The following is a 15,899-nucleotide window of genomic DNA, read 5'->3' on the forward strand; positions in this document are numbered from 1 at the left end:
AGGGTTTCCCGAACCTGCTTAAGCTGGTCACTTATTTCTGCCAATATGGTCTAGTGCAGTGTGGCGGAAATAACTTTCCAGTTGAAAAAGCTTAAAAAGCTTACCTTACAAGCAATATTCCTTCTGCCCTCTGCCTTCTTGCACTAGTCCCAAGAATCTGACTCGTCTATTTCCTGTTGCTTATCGTTATCGAGATGAATCAAAGAAGACTTCTTAAGTCTCTTCACTCCACTGAGAACGACTAGCGCCATTAGGGTGCCAATTAGACTCATTTGCCATAAACCACAGCCTGCTGCTGCTCCCAAGCCACCAGCTAACCAAATTGTTGCGGCAGAAGTTAGCCCTTTCACTTCTACCCTACCAAGTCCCTGACGAGATTCTTGCAGAATCATTCCAGCTCCCAGGAAGCCAACACCTGTTGCAACGCCTTGAGCAATTCGAGCCATCGCATTAAGAGCTGTCGAACGAGCCATAACCTCAGCATCATTTGCAGAGGTAGATGAGAGAGTATCACCAATCTCAGTCTGTAAGGGAAGCATCACGAATAGAGCTGCCCCTAAGCTCACAATCATAAACGTTCTCATGCCAGCGGGTCTCCCCGTCCGCTCGCGGTTGATACCAAGCGTGCAACCAACGAGTAGTGCCAAAGTAAGCCTGAAGGTCATACTTTGCCAATCACTGGGGCTAAAAAACATCGAACTCATTACTGCACTCCCTGTAGAACATACCAATTTGTCAATCAGTCAGTTAGAAACAGGGTAGGGTAGCCTTAGAGCGGGTTGCTAGCTATTCCAAGAATTTAACCTCAGATTATCTAAAGATTAACCTGAAATTAATCACAGTAACTTGAGGCGTTTATCGTAGATTCAACGAGCCGACTAGACAGGGATCAACCTTGGTTTTAGGGAAGAAACAGGCTTAGTTATCTACGGTTCATTCCGCATTCAAAAACTCCAAATAGGAATTACTCAAGTCCTTCACTGCCAACTCGTAAAATTGCTTTCCATGTTCAGGAGTAGCTAGCGCTGGATTAGAACCCATTCGCCCATCAGGATACCGTCGCCGAAAGTCTGCTGCTCCATAAATCGGGTGTCCAGAGGCAACGTCTGGTGATAAAGGGGCTTGCTTAATCGCCTCAGGATAGACGTATTGAGTAAGAGCAACTTCACTTGGTGTCGCGTGGGAACCTTCTTGATTCCCATACAGCTCTTTCGCTAGTTTATAAACAGAACCGCACATGAACCAGTTACCAAGGCGGCATTGTACGCGATCAGCATTAGGAATATTCAAATCACTGAGGTGAGCGTAACTTTCGGAAAACGCTGCTTTGAGCGTAGCGATATTACCCCCATGACCATTGATAAAGAAAAACTTCGTGAATCCTGATCTCGTTAAGCTAGTAATATAGTCTTGGATTAGCTGAATCAAGGTACTTGGTTTCAAGCTAATCGAGCCAGGGAATCCGGTGTGATGCAGTGCCATTCCAACATTGATTGTTGGACCGACAAAGGCACTCGCTGCCTCGCCCACTCCCTTTGCGATCGCTTCTGCACAAATAGCATCGGTACCAATCAATCCTGTCGGCCCATGTTGCTCTGTTGAACCAATCGGCAGAATAATTCCTTGGGATTGCTTCAGGTAAGATTCAACTTCTGTCCAGGTACTTAAATGTAGCAGCATTATCATTAGTCCCTTGTCGATATGTGTATGCTTTGGAGGTAAGTACTAAGGTTGCACAAGTTTATGTTGATCACCATGGAGAACCTCATCCACTGTTAGGCGGCTGATATTAGTTCTTCAAATGTTGCTTGGTACAGACTTGTGCAAAGCTGTAGTAGGGTGTGTCCTGCTTAAGCATTCTTGATCTTTCTCCATCCAAGGGAATAATTTTTGTGTATACCTTGGCTTAGAACTGCAAAACTCCTCTCTTTAAATTTTTTATGCTGTCTCTCGACCTCCCGCCGAGTCCGTCCAGCCCAGAACTAGCGCAAGCCAATCGCATCTTGGTTGTGGAAGACGAAGATTTAATTCGGGAAATGCTTGTCTTGGCTCTAGAAGAAGAAGGTTATGAAGTGGTTACTGCCATAGACGGGCGTACAGCCTTATCACTTCTTCAAGATGCCGAACCTAACGACGGGGAGTTCCCTTTTAACTTACTCATCCTTGACTTAATGTTGCCTCAGATCAACGGTTTAGATCTGTGTCGTCTGCTACGATATCGAGGGAATCCTGTCCCCATATTGATTCTCAGTGCCAAAGCCAGTGAAACAGACCGAGTTCTGGGGCTAGAAGTTGGTGCAGATGACTACCTCACCAAGCCTTTCAGTATGCGGGAGTTAGTTGCTCGTTGCCGTGCGCTTTTGCGTCGTCAACGCTTTAGTTGCTTGCCCCCAACACCTACACCTGTGTTGCAACTACGGGATATTATTCTCTATCCCCAAGAGTGCCGTGTAACTGTGCGTGGGGAAGAAGTTAATTTTTCGCCCAAGGAATTCCGGCTTTTAGAGCTATTTATGAGTCATCCTCGCCGCGTTTGGTCGCGTGATCAGTTGATTGATCAAGTCTGGGGAGCCGATTTTCTGGGAGATACGAAAACAGTTGATGTTCACATTCGTTGGTTGCGAGAAAAATTAGAGCGAGACCCTAGTCAGCCAGACTACCTGATTACAGTTCGCGGTTTTGGCTACCGCTTTGGGTAAACAAGGTGGCAGGTTTTAGGGATTAGGCGGTAGGTTTAATGGCAATGCACAAGGAACCCAAAACCCTAATTTTTCTAATTCTTAATCTAAGTTGTGCGCCACAACCTACGACCTAACACCTTGAGAGCCAGTAGGTTAGAATCCCCAACGGAATTGCCTCCTGAACTCCTTTCAAGGTAGAACATCTCGTCATTCACACCCTTGGATGAGGCTTAAGGCGCTATTTTTGTGTAACCTTAAGCCTCAGTTGTCCTACAATTTTTGAGAAGGTTCATACAAGCGAAGGCGAAAGCCAGGAAGTTAAAGCGTTTAAACTTTTAACTAACAGTCTTTCCTTTAACAGGCAAAGTTCTTTTGAAGGAACAACTGATAAATCTTCTGAGTGCGAGAATGAATGACCCTTCTAGCATTTTTACTCGGTTTGGCTCTGGGTATTGGGGTTTGGTTTTGGCAAAAGCGCCGACTCCAAAGGCAATTAGGGCAAATGTTGGGAACATTGCAGCGAGATGCAACTAGTCCTGCCTTGCCTGTAGTTTCTCGCTTGCGGCGAGAGATAGCCATAGCCAATCAACAGCGGGAAATGCTAGAGGCAGAACTGCAAATCAAGCAGTGGTTGCTTCAGATAGCACCGTTAGGCTATTTGCAAGTCGATGAAGAGAACCAACTGGTTTGGTGCAACGAACAAGCCCGTCAGTTGTTGCAGATTGACCGCTGGGAACCTGGACAACTACGTTTATTGCTGGAACTGGTACGTTCCTATGAACTCGATCAGCTTATTGAAAAAACCCGTCACCAGCAACAACCCAACATCCGAGAGTGGGTATTTCACCCATCCTGCTTGGATGGTTCAGCAATGGGTGATGTGCAAGCATTAACATTGCGAGCCTCTAGTTGGCCTCTCCCTGAAGGAGAAATTGGTGTATTTCTAGAAAATCGTCAACCATTAGTTGAACTTTCCCAATCTCGCAACCAGTGGTTTTCCGACTTAGCTCACGAACTTAGAACCCCTCTCACCTCAATTCGCTTGGTTGCAGAAGCGTTGCAAGGTCGTCTAGAACCTCCCGCAAGTCGCTGGGTGGAAAAACTGCTGCACGAAACGAATAGGTTGATTAATCTCGTACAAGATTGGCTAGAACTGAGCAATCTGGAAAAAAATCCCAGCAAAAGTCTCAGCTATCAACCTGTAGAACTGCGGGCTTTAATTCACTCAGCTTGGCAAACCTTTGAACTGTTGGCACAGACCCATCAGCTCACACTTACCTACAAGGGACTGGATACAATTTGGATTAGAGCCGATCAAGCACGCCTTACCCAAGTCTTTCTCAATTTATTCGATAACGCTATTAAACATAGCCACCCTCAGCAAGCGATTCAAGTTGAGGTAACTCGGCTAGCAGAAGACATCAATACTCTGACAACGAGCAATCTTGCTACACCCACACTAGATGATCGATCTTCTTTTATACAAATCGATATCATTGACTCAGGGACTGGCTTCTCAGAAACAGACATGCCTCATGTATTCGAGCGCCTCTATCGCGGAGATGCCTCGCGTCATAAGGAACAAGCAACTTCTGAGCATCCAGAGAGGTCAAGCGTAACCAAGGGGAGTGGCTTAGGGCTTGCGATCGTACAGCAAATTATTCAAGCTCACGGTGGCAGCATCAAAGCGACAAATCATCCAAAAACAGGAGGGGCATGGTTGCAAATTAAACTACCTCAGGGCAAAGCTTCACTGTAATTTAATGTTGTTTTGCTATTACTATAGTTGTTCTTGTTCTCACTAAAGTTAAGGCATTTGAGGTGAGCGTATCTTCTTCAAACAGTAATTCTGAGCGTACCCATTTTGAACGATCCCTTAGGCGCTTAGAGCAAGATGTATTGCGAATGGGAGCTTTGGTAGAAAATTCCTTTCGCCTGAGTCACCAAGCGATGTTTTCCCAGAACCTAGAGGCAGCTAGAACAATTCCCTTACTTGATAAGAAAATTGATCGCTACTATCGCCACATAGAGTTGGAGTGTGCCACACTGATGACGCTGCAAGCGCCTGTAGCCCAGGACTTGCGCTGCCTTAGTGCTTTTATGCAGTTAGTGCGAGATTTGGAGCGAATTGGAGATTACGCTGAAGATTTAGCCGAGATTGCCGTTAAACTTATTCCTTACCCGCCTCATGCTTGTATGCCACAGATTGAGGTGATGGCTCATCATGCCCAGGCAATGCTGGCGGCAAGTTTAGAGGCACTAGCAGATTTAGATGCAACGGCTGGGCAGGCGGTGAAAGTACTGGATGATCAAGTAGACACGGCTTACGATACGCTTTACGAAATCCTTGCCTATCAACGGGATATTAAAGGAGTTGTTGAGCCAATTCTTTTACTGGTGTTGGCGATTCGCCATATAGAGCGGATGGCAGACCATGCGACTAATATTGGTCAACGAGTGACCTATATCGTTACGGGTCACCGCTCTTAGCTATAAGCTGAAACATTCTTTAGCCGATGTGCATTTTAAGTTTCATCTTGAATCTTTTGGGTTGATGGTTGCCATTAAACAGTAAACAGTCAACAAAGAAATAATTGCCTAAAACAACTTAAATGCCGCTGCCGCCTAGTAAATATTAACTTTTTAAAACCCTTTAACATTTCAACCCTAAGCTAGATGGCAGCTTAACCTTATGATTACCTAGCAATTACTAATCCCTAAACTAAAAGCCGTAGTATCAGTACAAAAGTTCTAGGGTTTTTCTAACCTAGTGAAGCCGATCCTATAGCAAATAAGACTAAACATGGCTCTCAAACGTCGAGACTTCCTACTATTTCTGGGAGCTAGTGCTGGTACCGTTGCGCTGGGTTCTTTGCCCTCTTCTGAGAAAAAGTTCTCAATGCCGTTTAGCAACTCGGTTTCGGCTTCTAGCCCAGCAGGACGTGGTCTCAGTTTTAAACCCTTAAAAAGTCCAATGCCTTTGCCAACTGAAGGCATGGAATTGACTAAACAAACACAAGATTACAGCACCTATGAAGTAGTAGATGACTTGGTGCTGCCTGAGGGCTTTACCTATGATGTCATTGCAGCTTGGGGTGACAAGGTAGGCGATTCCCGCTTCGGGTATAACAATGACTACCTTTCCTTTGTCGAAACGGGCAACGAGGAGGGATTGTTGACGGTTAACCACGAGTACATCAGTTCTGTCACTTGGACTCAGACATTTGACAAGGTAATCGGAAAATCTCTACCTTTTGCCGACCTCAAAGAACCGCTCGACGCTGCGGCTAAGGACGGCATTAATGCCTATGCTCTACCAGACAATGACCCCCTCAAGGCAAAAATCCGAGAAATTTCCAAAGAAGCCTTGATTGACCAAGGATTGTCCGTTATCTCAATTCGTAAAGATTCCAACGGACAATGGGTGCGGACAAATTCTCAAGTAGATCGCCGAATTACCGGGGCTTCCGGTTTAGATGATGGGCGGTATCTCAAATCAACGGGGCCTGCGATAGCAGTATTTCGCAAAAAGCAGGGTCAAGGCTATGTCGATACAATTGGCGATCGCATTATTGGGAGCTTTGGCAACTGTGCAGGTGGCACGACCCCTTGGGGAACCGTCCTATCAGCAGAAGAAAACTTCCAAGTGCAAGTACCGGAACCTGTTTATGCAGACGGTACATCGTTTAGCCCGGAAGAACGCACCTTTATCATTGACAAAGAAGAAGTCGGTGGTCAAGGTAACGTAATTGGACTAGCAGGCAACAAATACGGCTGGATTGTTGAAGTTGACCCTGCTAATCCTAGTGACTACGGCACAAAGCACACTTGGTTGGGGCGCTACCGCCACGAAGCGGTTGGGGTTCGTGCCGAAGCGGATAAGAAACTTGCCTTCTACTCAGGAGACGATCGCCGTGGGGGTCACTTGTATAAATTTGTCAGCAATGATAGTGTTCGTAACCCTAAAGACAAAGCCAATTCTAAGCTTCTATCACAGGGTATGCTCTACACTGCCAAATTTAACCCCGATGGCACAGGTAGCTGGATTGCCCTACAACCCAGTACACCTGTCAATCCAGATATGCCTAGTGTGGTGGCAGGCGGGATGATTCCCCTACCCAAGCGTCCCGAAGGCGGCATTGTTAAAGTCGAGAAAGACGAAGACATGACAGCCTTCAAGCAGCAGTTCAAAACCTTGGGCGACCTCTACACTGGCAATGCTCAGGAGAAGCAAGGCGCAATCTTGATTGATGCTCATTTTGCTGCTAATGCGGCTGGCGCAACCGCTACCGCTCGTCCAGAAGACACAGATGTTGCTCCAGACGGCTCTTTGTACATTACCTTCACCTCCGGTTCTTCCGGTAGTGATGGTGGTCTAGATAACCGCATCTTCCAAGGACCAAAAGGAGAGACACCCTATGAATATGGTTGGATTACCCACCTGATTGAAGATGGTAATGATCCTGCTGCCATGACATTCCGTTGGAAGATGCTGTCTTTAGGTGGAGAACCTGCCGATGGAGGATTGGGTTTTGCTAATCCTGACAACCTCCTACTCGACAAAAACGGTAACGTCTGGATGGTGACGGATATGTCTAGCGACAAACACAACAAAGCCGTGCCTAAAGGCCGACTTGACAAGGAAGGGAAACCCATTAGCCAGTCTGACTTACGGGGCTTATTTGGTAACAACTCCATGTGGTTTATCCCTACATCTGGGTCAGATGCTGGCAAAGCGTATCTCTTTGCTATGGGACCAATGGATTGTGAAACAACGGGACCCTTCTTCACGAGTGATGAGCAAACTCTATTCCTCGCGGTGCAACATCCAGGAGAAGTCAATGGGATTCGCCTGGATAATAAGGCAGAAACTCGTGAGTACTCCATGAGAACCACAGATGGACAAGAGTTTATTCAAACTCGTCAAGTCCCAATTGGTTCCAACTGGCCTGACAAAACCGTTAACGCCCCACCAAAACCAGCGGTTGTAGCGATTCGGCGGTTAGATGCTAAGCCAATTTCTACAGCTCAACTGAGCTAACAACTTTTACTTAGTTGACGCACTCCGGGCGCGTGAACGCACGAGAATTCTGGCTTCAAACAATAATTGCAGGCATAACCCGTCTTACATTATCTCGTCCAATGGACAGCGCCCTGCCCTTGTCTCTACTGTACAATCCTTACGCCCTTAAGGGCGGGGCTTTAGACCCGTGATTTTTTGGTAACCGATATTCCAGGGGTAGAATGGGTTACCGAAGTGATTGGGGAAAAGGAACTCTCATATTGAGAGTTTATACGGCAGTTCATGAAGTCTCTTGCATAAGTACCAAAGCTCTAGGAGATAAGCACTACTGCAATGTCATAAGAATTGACTGCTGCAACAGGTCTATTCTCCTTCTGACAAGTTTAAATTTTTCTCAAAGTCCTAAATCTAGCTACAGAAAGATGATAAAAGTTAACAGTAGTGCTTTCGATAGCGTTTAGTGAAATCGAGAACACTGTTGCTGATTAGATCAAGTTCCCTGTTTTTACATAGTCCATCGGTGTGAGGATTATTATCATGTCAACAATGTTCTGGAATGCTTTAAAACTGAGTCCCGCTCTGCTAGGTGCTTCCCTACTGTTTGTCAGCAGCACTCAGGCGCAAGGAAGTGTTCCCTCCCAAGCCGCAGCGCTCAACAATAGCCAAGTGGCAGTAACTGTAGAACCGATAGCTGAAGCCTTAACTCAGTTGCCTCAGTCTACAGTCGCTCTTTCCAATAGTGATCAGGTAACAACGACGACTAGCCAAACCGTAACAACAGAGGAAACCACTTCCGCACTGACAGCCACAGAGACTAGCTCAAGCTTGAACCCAACTAACAATCTTTTGGCTCAACAGGTTCCAGCAGCTAACACGACCGAAGTTCTAGAGCAAATCAACCAATATAACAACCCAGGTGGTGAATCCCTAGATCAAGTCACCAACGTTTCGCAGTTAAGCGATGTCTCACCCGGAGACTGGGCTTATGAAGCGCTGCGCTCTCTGGTCGAACGCTATGGTTGTATCGCGGGTTATCCCGATGGCACCTTCCGAGGCAACCGCGCCACGACTCGTTATGAATTTGCCGCTGGTTTGAATGCTTGTTTACAGCAGGTAGAACGCTTGATAGCGGCTTCGGTTGAGGGTTTTGTTACCCGTGAAGACCTAGAAACGCTGCAACGGCTGGTACAAGAGTTTGAAGTGGAACTGGCGACGTTGGGAACGCGGGTGGATGATTTGGAAGGACGTGTGGCGTTCTTGGAAGATCATCAGTTCTCTACTACTACTAAGCTCAATGGGGAAGTTATCTTCGCCATTAGTGATCTGTTTGGTGAAGAAGACAATGTTCTGAATGCTGATTTTGATGACAACACCGTCTTCCAAGACCGAGTGCGCTTGAATTTCGATACCAGCTTCACAGGGAAAGACCGCTTGCGTACTCGTCTTCAGGCAAGGAACGTCGCGACATTCGAGGCTCTATCGGGTAATGGACTCACAAGAGAGGGCAGATTAGGATTTGAGGGTGATGAGGGCAATGATGTCCAACTTGATATCTTGGGTTATCGCTTCCCTGTCGGTCCAGCCGTAGTCCAGATATATGCTAATGGTGCAGGTCTGGATGACTTGGCGACCACCGTTAACCCGCTTGACTCCAGTGGTAGTGGTTCCATCTCCCGCTTTGGGCAACGAAATCCTATTTATCGCATTGGCGGTAATGGTGCAGGAGCAGGAATTACATTTACTCCAAGCGGTCCCTTCCGAGTGGACTTGGGTTACTTAAGTAATGAAGCGCCAAACCCTTCTGATGCTCAAGGTGGTGGAGGTTCTGGGATTTTCAATGGCAATTACAGCGCTATTGCTCAGGTAACGTTCCAACCATTTAAGGCACTTCGCCTTGCTGCTACCTATGTCCATTCCTACGATGAAACCAGTTTGGGTCATGGTACTGGTAGTCTGGCTTCTCAGATCAATCCAGATGGTGATATTGGTGTTGTGGGTAACTCCTACGGCGTTGAAGCCTCCATTGCCTTCAGCCCCCAGTTGGTTCTCAGTGGTTGGGCTGGCTACACTGATGCCATTGTCCTGGGAACAGGTGGGGCTGATGTCTGGAATTATGGTGCAACCCTTGCCATCAACGATTTTGGTACGGAAGGCAGCACACTTGGTTTCGTAGTAGGTATGGAACCTAAGCTGACGGGTTCTAGTGTAGCTGTGGGTAATCTCCTTCCTGGTGATCGTAGAAGAGATCCAGACACAGGCTTGCACGTTGAAGGCTTCTACAAGCTAAAAGTTTCGGATAATATTGCCATCACTCCTGGCGTTATCTGGTTGACTGCACCAGGTCATGATGAAGATAACGACGATATCTTTGTCGGGACAATCCGAACAACGTTCACGTTCTAGTCAATCGTTCTCTGAAACTAGTGGTTAGGAATGCCTTCAAATGAGTGGAGGCATTTTCTTTAACTATTGTCGTTCTATCCGCTTAGTGTGGGAGGCAGGCAAGTTAAACAACCATCAAAAGAACAGAGAAATCTCTCACCTGACGTAAAGTTGTTGCATTTGACAAATTAGTTACTGTGTTGTCGTAGAGCGATCGCATATTATCCCAGAGTATTCAAGAAAAAGCGATCGCTCCCTCAACTCTTGCTAGCTCAACATAAATTGAGTAGCAATTTTGTCAAAGTGAAAACTTTACTGAATTTTGATGTAGGGTATGATACTGAAATTCCTTTGGAATCCTTAGCCGACAAGACTTATGTTTTCTCGGAATCATTCCACTAGAATTATCGATTCAGGTGTGAGGATTATTAAACGATGTTCAAACTGCTTGGTAACGCTCTCAAAGTAAGCCCAGTTCTTCTCGGTCTATCTCTACTCGTTGCTAGCGGTGCCTACGCGGCACAAGCTACTGCAACTCAAAGCACCTCTGAGCAAACAAAAACAGCAGCTACGACTCCCGACATAGATACTGTCAGTAACGAGTCTCCTGTTGAATCCTCTACCTCTGTCTCTCAGGCAGTACCTTCAGGCGCTAGTACTCCCTTAAATCTTGCTGCAAATACATTGCCTGAAGCTAGCCAGACTCCTGTAGAACAACTTTCTGTTTCTCAACCAACAGGTTCTGAGATCAGTCCAATTGCTAATCCCGCAGACACTACCTTAGCGCAATCAACCCCAGCGACTGGAGTGGCAACCCCTAGCTCAACCAGTGAAGTTTTAGAACAAATTAACCAATACAGCCACGAAGGAATAAATAGCTCCCAAGGCCAAGTGACCAACGTTTCGCAGTTAAGCGATGTCTCACCCGGAGACTGGGCTTATGAAGCGCTGCGCTCTCTGGTCGAACGCTATGGTTGTATCGCGGGTTATCCCGATGGCACCTTCCGAGGCAACCGCGCCACGACTCGTTATGAATTTGCCGCTGGTTTGAATGCTTGTTTACAGCAGGTAGAACGCTTGATAGCGGCTTCGGTTGAGGGTTTTGTTACCCGTGAAGACCTAGAAACGCTGCAACGGCTGGTACAAGAGTTTGAAGTGGAACTGGCGACGTTGGGAACGCGGGTGGATGATTTGGAAGGACGTGTGGCGTTCTTGGAAGATCATCAGTTCTCCACGACTACCAAGCTTAATGCGGAAGTTGTCTTTTTACTTTCCGATGCCTTTGGAGATGAAGTAGCTGTTCCTTCGGGCTTTGCTCCTTCTACTGACGACTTAGATGTCAATACAACTTTCGCTGACAGAGTGCGTCTGAATTTTGATACGAGTTTCACTGGACGAGACCGTTTACGCACCCGTTTGCAGGCTCGAAACATCCAACCACTAACTGAGCGAACGGGTACTGTCATGACCGAGTTTTATACTCAAGGGGGTGACAACGACGTAATTTTAGATGAATTGAGCTACCGAGGTACGCTAACCGATGCTTTCACGTTCTGGTTAGGAACCACAGGGCTTGACCTTGATGATGTTGCTCTTGCTGTGATCGGAACACCAAGTGCCCCCTCAGACTTTGGCTCACTACAGCCAATCTACAAGCTGGCTTCTGGTGCAGGTGCAGGACTCACCTTTGGTGGTGATGGTCCCTTCCGTATTGATGCTGCCTATATTGCAAATGAGGCGGCAGATCCAAGTGAGGGTAGTGGCTTATTTGCTGGTTCTTACGCCGCCCTCGGTCAGATAACCTTCCAAGCAACTGACTTTCTGCAAATCTCTGGTACCTACGTCCATGGTTACGATGTCAGCCCTGGAGGAGGTGATGGTAGTCGTTATGCCAATGCTCCCTTTGGCGGTAATCCTTTTTCGACTAACGCTGACGGAGACCCCAACGTTTTCGACCCTGACTTGCCTGATTTCCTTAGCTCCAGAACCTCAGTTAATGCCTATCAAATAGCCGCAAACTTCCAGCTTGGTGCTATTAATATTGGGGGTTGGGTAGGTTATAGCAACGCGATCGATGAACTCAACCGTGGCGCTGGAAGAGTAGATGTGTGGAACTATGCAGCGACTCTAGCCTTCAACGATTTCGGCGGTGAAGGGAACCAGTTAGGCTTTATCTTTGGAATGCCACCCCGTAATCGGACTAACAACCTCACGGGTCGTCGTGATTTGGACACCTCTTACCACATAGAGGCGTACTACAGATACCAACTCAATGACAACATTGCAATTATTCCTGGTGCTTTTGTCCTTCTTAACCCCGAACATAATGATGCCAACGAAGACATCTATGTGGGGACGCTCCAGACTGTCTTTACCTTCTAGACGATTTAGAGAGCAAAGGTGGGGATTGAACATCCCTTAACTTGCCCAAAAGACGCTTCTCGTTGCTGCTTTTCTCAGCTTGAAACCGCTGATGTGTACCAGTGGATGCCCTTAGTCCGGTGTCGCTCAAGTATTCATCAGTGGTTTTTTAGTAAGTCTGAATAAAATGTGAAGAGGTTTGCCAGCCTAATGATGGATGTATAGCTTTGTTTTCTTTAGATAAGAAGCGGATTAGAGAGTTTTTGAGCAATTGCTCAGTATCTTAACAGTTTTATACTTCACAAATTCTTCACATTGATCTATTAACTTCAAGCTAAGCCAGACAAATTAGCAGTTAAACCGCAGTTATAGGTTTAGCTTTCGCTTTTCAAGGGCAATAGTCAAAGCACTTTGTTGCCGCGACTCGCTCTCGCCATCCTCGAAGGTAGCGTCGCTCACTCGCGAAGGTTAATCATACTTGTAGTCCACATCACGTATCGGTTTAAACGTCAAAACTGGTTGTATTGTCTGTCAAGAGTTTCCTTGGCATAAGGAAGAAACAGTGAGCATGTGTTTACCTAACACCCGTGAGCCACATATTGAATTAGCGATCGATGTTTTCAAATCGCAAAATCCGATACTGCTAATCTCTCTTAAAGACTTTCTCACGGTTTTGCCGAATCCGAAATGTGTTGAGGAAGTCTTAACAGCAGCGCTGTATCAACTAGCAGAGACTGATTCTGACGCTTGCCGTTGGATCTTGCGTAATTCTCATTATTTAGAGCCTGAACTTGATATCGCTGCTGTGGCAATCCAGTTGGCATCTACAAAGCTTCAAAAACAGGGATTTGTGCTAGGTATAGATTTTCAGGTTGAACTGAACCATCGGCTACAGGTTACTGAGCAGGCAAAGGCAAGGTTGATGATTGAAAACTCACCTGGCGATCGCCTCCTGATTGAAAAGATTTTACAGGCTAGTGATTAAGCTCAATGGTTATGTGCCGCTAGGTATTGGGTTTAATTGATAATCTAATTTAAGTCTGTTTTGTTGCCGGCTTCAGGCTTGTAAGCTTATTGTCATTGCTGCCATGAATTGTAAAATCGTCAGCACTGCCATCCTCCTCGTTCCTCTCTGGCTACAATCGCCAGCCAAAGCTTGGAATCCAGAGCATTTAGAGCAATTGCGCCAAACTGGTAGTTGTGTGGGATGTGATCTTAGTAGTGCTCAATTACCAGATGCACTTCTGAGTAATACTGACTTGAGAGAAGCAAATCTCACCGGAGCAAATCTCCTCCGTGCTGATTTAAGGCGTGCTAATCTCACTGGGGCAAATCTTGCAGGGGCGAGTTTGATTAATGCTAATTTATCAGAGGCAAACTTGGCTGGCTCAAATCTCAGTGTTGCAAGTCTTATTAGAGCAAATCTCACGGGGGCTAACCTTGCGGGTGCAGGATTAAGTTTGGCAAAGCTACCGAGGGCTAATCTCAGCGCTGCCAACTTAAGACAAGCTGATTTCCGAGCCGCTGATTTAAGGAATGCGAACCTGAACTCAGCAGATTTGACGGGGGCTGACTTACGACAGGCTGACTTGGAAAATACGCTTCTACAGAATGCTAATCTAACGGGTGTGTTTATGCCTGATAGTAGTTTCCATCCCTAGGCTGATAAGAACTGAGGAACATTCATCAATAAGGAAACGTAATTATAATTGTCCCTCAGCACCTTAGACGGTGAAATTAATTAAATGAGAAAGATGTCTCGCTATACACTACTTTCGCGCCGCTTTATCTTAAGTTTGGTGGCGTTTATTGGTATGCTTTCCTATACCGCTCGTGCAGAGGCGGCTGACTCGGTAGTACTGAAGTATAGTTTTCTCCGAGAGACGATATCAGTTCCTGAACTCTCCACTTTTGCCGAAACCGGTGAGCTTTCAACCAAGCTACGAGTTTATCTCAAGCTAGCTGGACGAGAGCCAGAGCAACTGCGGAGTCTTCTGACTCAAGAGGTCAAAGTTAATGGAGTGATTCTGTCTCGGATGTTGAACAATCCTGTTGGCGAAACGATGCTTGACCAAGTCAGTCAGGTGATTCATACTCCCACAAATCGAGCTAGCCGAGAGTCTTTACGTGCTGCCCTTGTCAGTTCTGCGCTTCCTGACGGTCAAGTCACGCTAATTGAAACGTTAGAAAACTATCCAACGTCAGAAGTGCATGTAGAAGGCGATCGCCTTGCTGAGGTAGCTCAGAAAATCACACGAGTGCTTGGGCGTCTGCCAAGTATCCCTGGACTTCCAAGAATTGGACTATGAACTAATGCGTTCGAGGTGTACCTGCTAGTAAGCAAGAGTCTCTAGGGTTTCGCGGAGATACCGACGCACCCGGCTATCAAGGCTGTGATCTTGAAGAGATTCACCCACTGAATGTTCCAGTTGCCAGCGCTGGAATCCGGAACTGGATGCGATCGCTTGTTTGAGATTATCCCAGATTTGGCTATCTTGGGAAAATTGACTAGATTCAGAAGTAGCTGAAATTGCCATAATATATACCTTAAAAAGTTGGTGGGAAACTATTTGAATAGCACTGCTTACTTGTAAAGTAACTCAGCTACTGGCTTTATACTGTGCCCTCAACAACATCTAGAGAGCAAACTCTCGCTTAAGTAGTGTTTCGACACTTCAAACCTGAGAGAATCATCATTTTTGCTCAGAAGACAACGTTGGAGATGGTGTTGTTGAAGTAGCTGACTCACTGATCGAAAAAGGCAAAATTTGATTGACCCGGACACCTGGTAGGGTAAAGTCCTGCGGCACTTTTTCGACCCGATAGGGTTCAGCCGCACTAAACTCTGACTCACTCGTGAGGAGAACTTGTGCAACACTCAAGGGGACTTGCAAGAACAAATTACTGATGAGAAAGGCAACTCCTGCCCATAACAGCCCAGCAATACGCCATCCGGAACCAAAGGGAGCAACGGCTGCCGCCACAGGCGCATCACGGTAAATCGTCCACAGTACCCAGACCATAAAAAACGCCGCGCCAACAGCTACCACTTGATTCGTCTTCGTTTTGAACAAGCTTAAGAGGCGTAGCTGCTGTGTTGTGAGTTGCTCTGGCTTTACTGCCAACACCAAAATACTGAAAATGTCGAAGGGGCGGGTCAACTGCATCCAAAGCACAGGCACAGTCCCAATGGCAATCACCAACACTAGCTCTAACCAGACAGGGAGTATCGGGTCACCGACTGCCAGTCCCAGCCAAACCAGTTCTAACGCCAGGGGTAAGGCAGCGATACCAGCGAGATGAATCCACAAAAAAGGTTCAGTCCAGAAGGAGCGCATAGATTTGTCCCTTGTTCGTAGTCCGTTGTAGCTTTTTTTGTATTATCTACGCCTGCTACTTTTCTCTGTAGCGTGTTGTCTCTTGTTGCAGCTACAGGGACGCAAAGAGTTGCG

13 protein-coding genes are annotated in these 15,899 nt (G+C 46.6%); 9 read left to right on the forward strand and 4 right to left on the reverse strand.

Features of this window, described 5'->3' with window-relative positions; translation table 11 throughout:
• Positions 1-143: 143 nt before the first annotated feature.
• The gene (locus tag AC5JL3_RS34540) at positions 144-704 is read right to left on the reverse strand and encodes an MgtC/SapB family protein (protein WP_496078760.1); all 561 of its coding nucleotides are present in this window, start codon (positions 702-704) and stop codon (positions 144-146) included.
• Positions 705-933: 229 nt separating this feature from the next.
• Positions 934-1,680, reverse strand: a complete 747-nt coding sequence (locus AC5JL3_RS34545; protein ID WP_496078761.1) for a creatininase family protein — start codon at positions 1,678-1,680, stop codon at positions 934-936.
• A 260-nt stretch (positions 1,681-1,940) separates the two neighbouring features.
• Here AC5JL3_RS34545 and AC5JL3_RS34550 point away from each other — a divergent pair, with 260 nt between their 5' ends.
• The 9 genes from AC5JL3_RS34550 to AC5JL3_RS34590 all read left to right on the forward strand — a co-directional run bounded on the left by AC5JL3_RS34550 (position 1,941) and on the right by AC5JL3_RS34590 (position 14,756).
• Positions 1,941-2,699 (forward strand): winged helix-turn-helix domain-containing protein, encoded by a 759-nt coding sequence (locus tag AC5JL3_RS34550; RefSeq protein WP_192221734.1) that lies wholly within the window; start codon positions 1,941-1,943, stop codon positions 2,697-2,699.
• Between the two features lie 394 nt (positions 2,700-3,093).
• The gene (locus AC5JL3_RS34555) at positions 3,094-4,440 is read left to right on the forward strand and encodes a sensor histidine kinase (protein ID WP_496078762.1); all 1,347 of its coding nucleotides are present in this window, start codon (positions 3,094-3,096) and stop codon (positions 4,438-4,440) included.
• A gap of 62 nt (positions 4,441-4,502) precedes the next feature.
• Entirely contained in the window at positions 4,503-5,171 is a 669-nt protein-coding gene (gene phoU, locus AC5JL3_RS34560; RefSeq protein ID WP_496078763.1) for a phosphate signaling complex protein PhoU, read from the forward strand.
• A 313-nt stretch (positions 5,172-5,484) separates the two neighbouring features.
• Positions 5,485-7,722: a PhoX family protein gene (locus AC5JL3_RS34565; protein WP_496078764.1), complete on the forward strand. Its 2,238-nt coding sequence runs from the start codon at positions 5,485-5,487 to the stop codon at positions 7,720-7,722.
• A 519-nt stretch (positions 7,723-8,241) separates the two neighbouring features.
• Complete coding sequence (locus tag AC5JL3_RS34570) at positions 8,242-10,107, forward strand: iron uptake porin (RefSeq protein ID WP_496078765.1); 1,866 nt, start codon at positions 8,242-8,244, stop codon at positions 10,105-10,107.
• A 414-nt stretch (positions 10,108-10,521) separates the two neighbouring features.
• On the forward strand, positions 10,522-12,468 hold the full coding sequence (locus tag AC5JL3_RS34575; protein ID WP_496078766.1) for an iron uptake porin: 1,947 nt from the start codon (positions 10,522-10,524) through the stop codon (positions 12,466-12,468).
• A 541-nt stretch (positions 12,469-13,009) separates the two neighbouring features.
• Entirely contained in the window at positions 13,010-13,432 is a 423-nt protein-coding gene (locus AC5JL3_RS34580) for a hypothetical protein (RefSeq protein ID WP_496078767.1), read from the forward strand.
• Positions 13,433-13,535: 103 nt separating this feature from the next.
• Positions 13,536-14,108, forward strand: coding sequence for a pentapeptide repeat-containing protein (locus AC5JL3_RS34585; protein ID WP_496078768.1), 573 nt, complete (start codon positions 13,536-13,538; stop codon positions 14,106-14,108).
• Between the two features lie 93 nt (positions 14,109-14,201).
• On the forward strand, positions 14,202-14,756 hold the full coding sequence (locus AC5JL3_RS34590) for an alpha/beta hydrolase (RefSeq protein WP_496078769.1): 555 nt from the start codon (positions 14,202-14,204) through the stop codon (positions 14,754-14,756).
• Between the two features lie 24 nt (positions 14,757-14,780).
• Here the strand turns inward: AC5JL3_RS34590 and AC5JL3_RS34595 are convergent, their stop codons facing one another.
• Positions 14,781-14,984 carry a hypothetical protein gene (locus AC5JL3_RS34595; RefSeq protein ID WP_496078770.1) on the reverse strand — a complete coding sequence of 68 codons (204 nt, stop codon included), beginning with the start codon at positions 14,982-14,984 and terminating at the stop codon, positions 14,781-14,783.
• A 156-nt stretch (positions 14,985-15,140) separates the two neighbouring features.
• A complete protein-coding gene (locus AC5JL3_RS34600) occupies positions 15,141-15,785 on the reverse strand; it encodes a low-complexity tail membrane protein (protein ID WP_496078771.1) in 645 nt (214 codons plus the stop codon).
• Positions 15,786-15,899 lie beyond the last annotated feature (114 nt).

This window comes from Symplocastrum torsivum, from assembly GCF_059505465.1.

What these genes read in the sequence shown, in the direction of transcription:
- AC5JL3_RS34550 (WP_192221734.1), top strand. Translation starts at nt 1,941, where the DNA reads ATGCTGTCTCTCGACCTCCCGCCGAGTCCGTCCAGCCCAGAACTAGCG.
- AC5JL3_RS34565 (WP_496078764.1), top strand. Translation starts at nt 5,485, where the DNA reads ATGGCTCTCAAACGTCGAGACTTCCTACTATTTCTGGGAGCTAGTGCT.
- AC5JL3_RS34555 (WP_496078762.1), top strand. Translation starts at nt 3,094, where the DNA reads ATGACCCTTCTAGCATTTTTACTCGGTTTGGCTCTGGGTATTGGGGTT.
- AC5JL3_RS34590 (WP_496078769.1), top strand. Translation starts at nt 14,202, where the DNA reads ATGTCTCGCTATACACTACTTTCGCGCCGCTTTATCTTAAGTTTGGTG.
- AC5JL3_RS34595 (WP_496078770.1), bottom strand. Translation starts at nt 14,984, where the DNA reads ATGGCAATTTCAGCTACTTCTGAATCTAGTCAATTTTCCCAAGATAGC.
- AC5JL3_RS34600 (WP_496078771.1), bottom strand. Translation starts at nt 15,785, where the DNA reads ATGCGCTCCTTCTGGACTGAACCTTTTTTGTGGATTCATCTCGCTGGT.
- AC5JL3_RS34545 (WP_496078761.1), bottom strand. Translation starts at nt 1,680, where the DNA reads ATGCTGCTACATTTAAGTACCTGGACAGAAGTTGAATCTTACCTGAAG.
- AC5JL3_RS34570 (WP_496078765.1), top strand. Translation starts at nt 8,242, where the DNA reads ATGTCAACAATGTTCTGGAATGCTTTAAAACTGAGTCCCGCTCTGCTA.
- AC5JL3_RS34575 (WP_496078766.1), top strand. Translation starts at nt 10,522, where the DNA reads ATGTTCAAACTGCTTGGTAACGCTCTCAAAGTAAGCCCAGTTCTTCTC.
- AC5JL3_RS34585 (WP_496078768.1), top strand. Translation starts at nt 13,536, where the DNA reads ATGAATTGTAAAATCGTCAGCACTGCCATCCTCCTCGTTCCTCTCTGG.
- AC5JL3_RS34540 (WP_496078760.1), bottom strand. Translation starts at nt 704, where the DNA reads ATGAGTTCGATGTTTTTTAGCCCCAGTGATTGGCAAAGTATGACCTTC.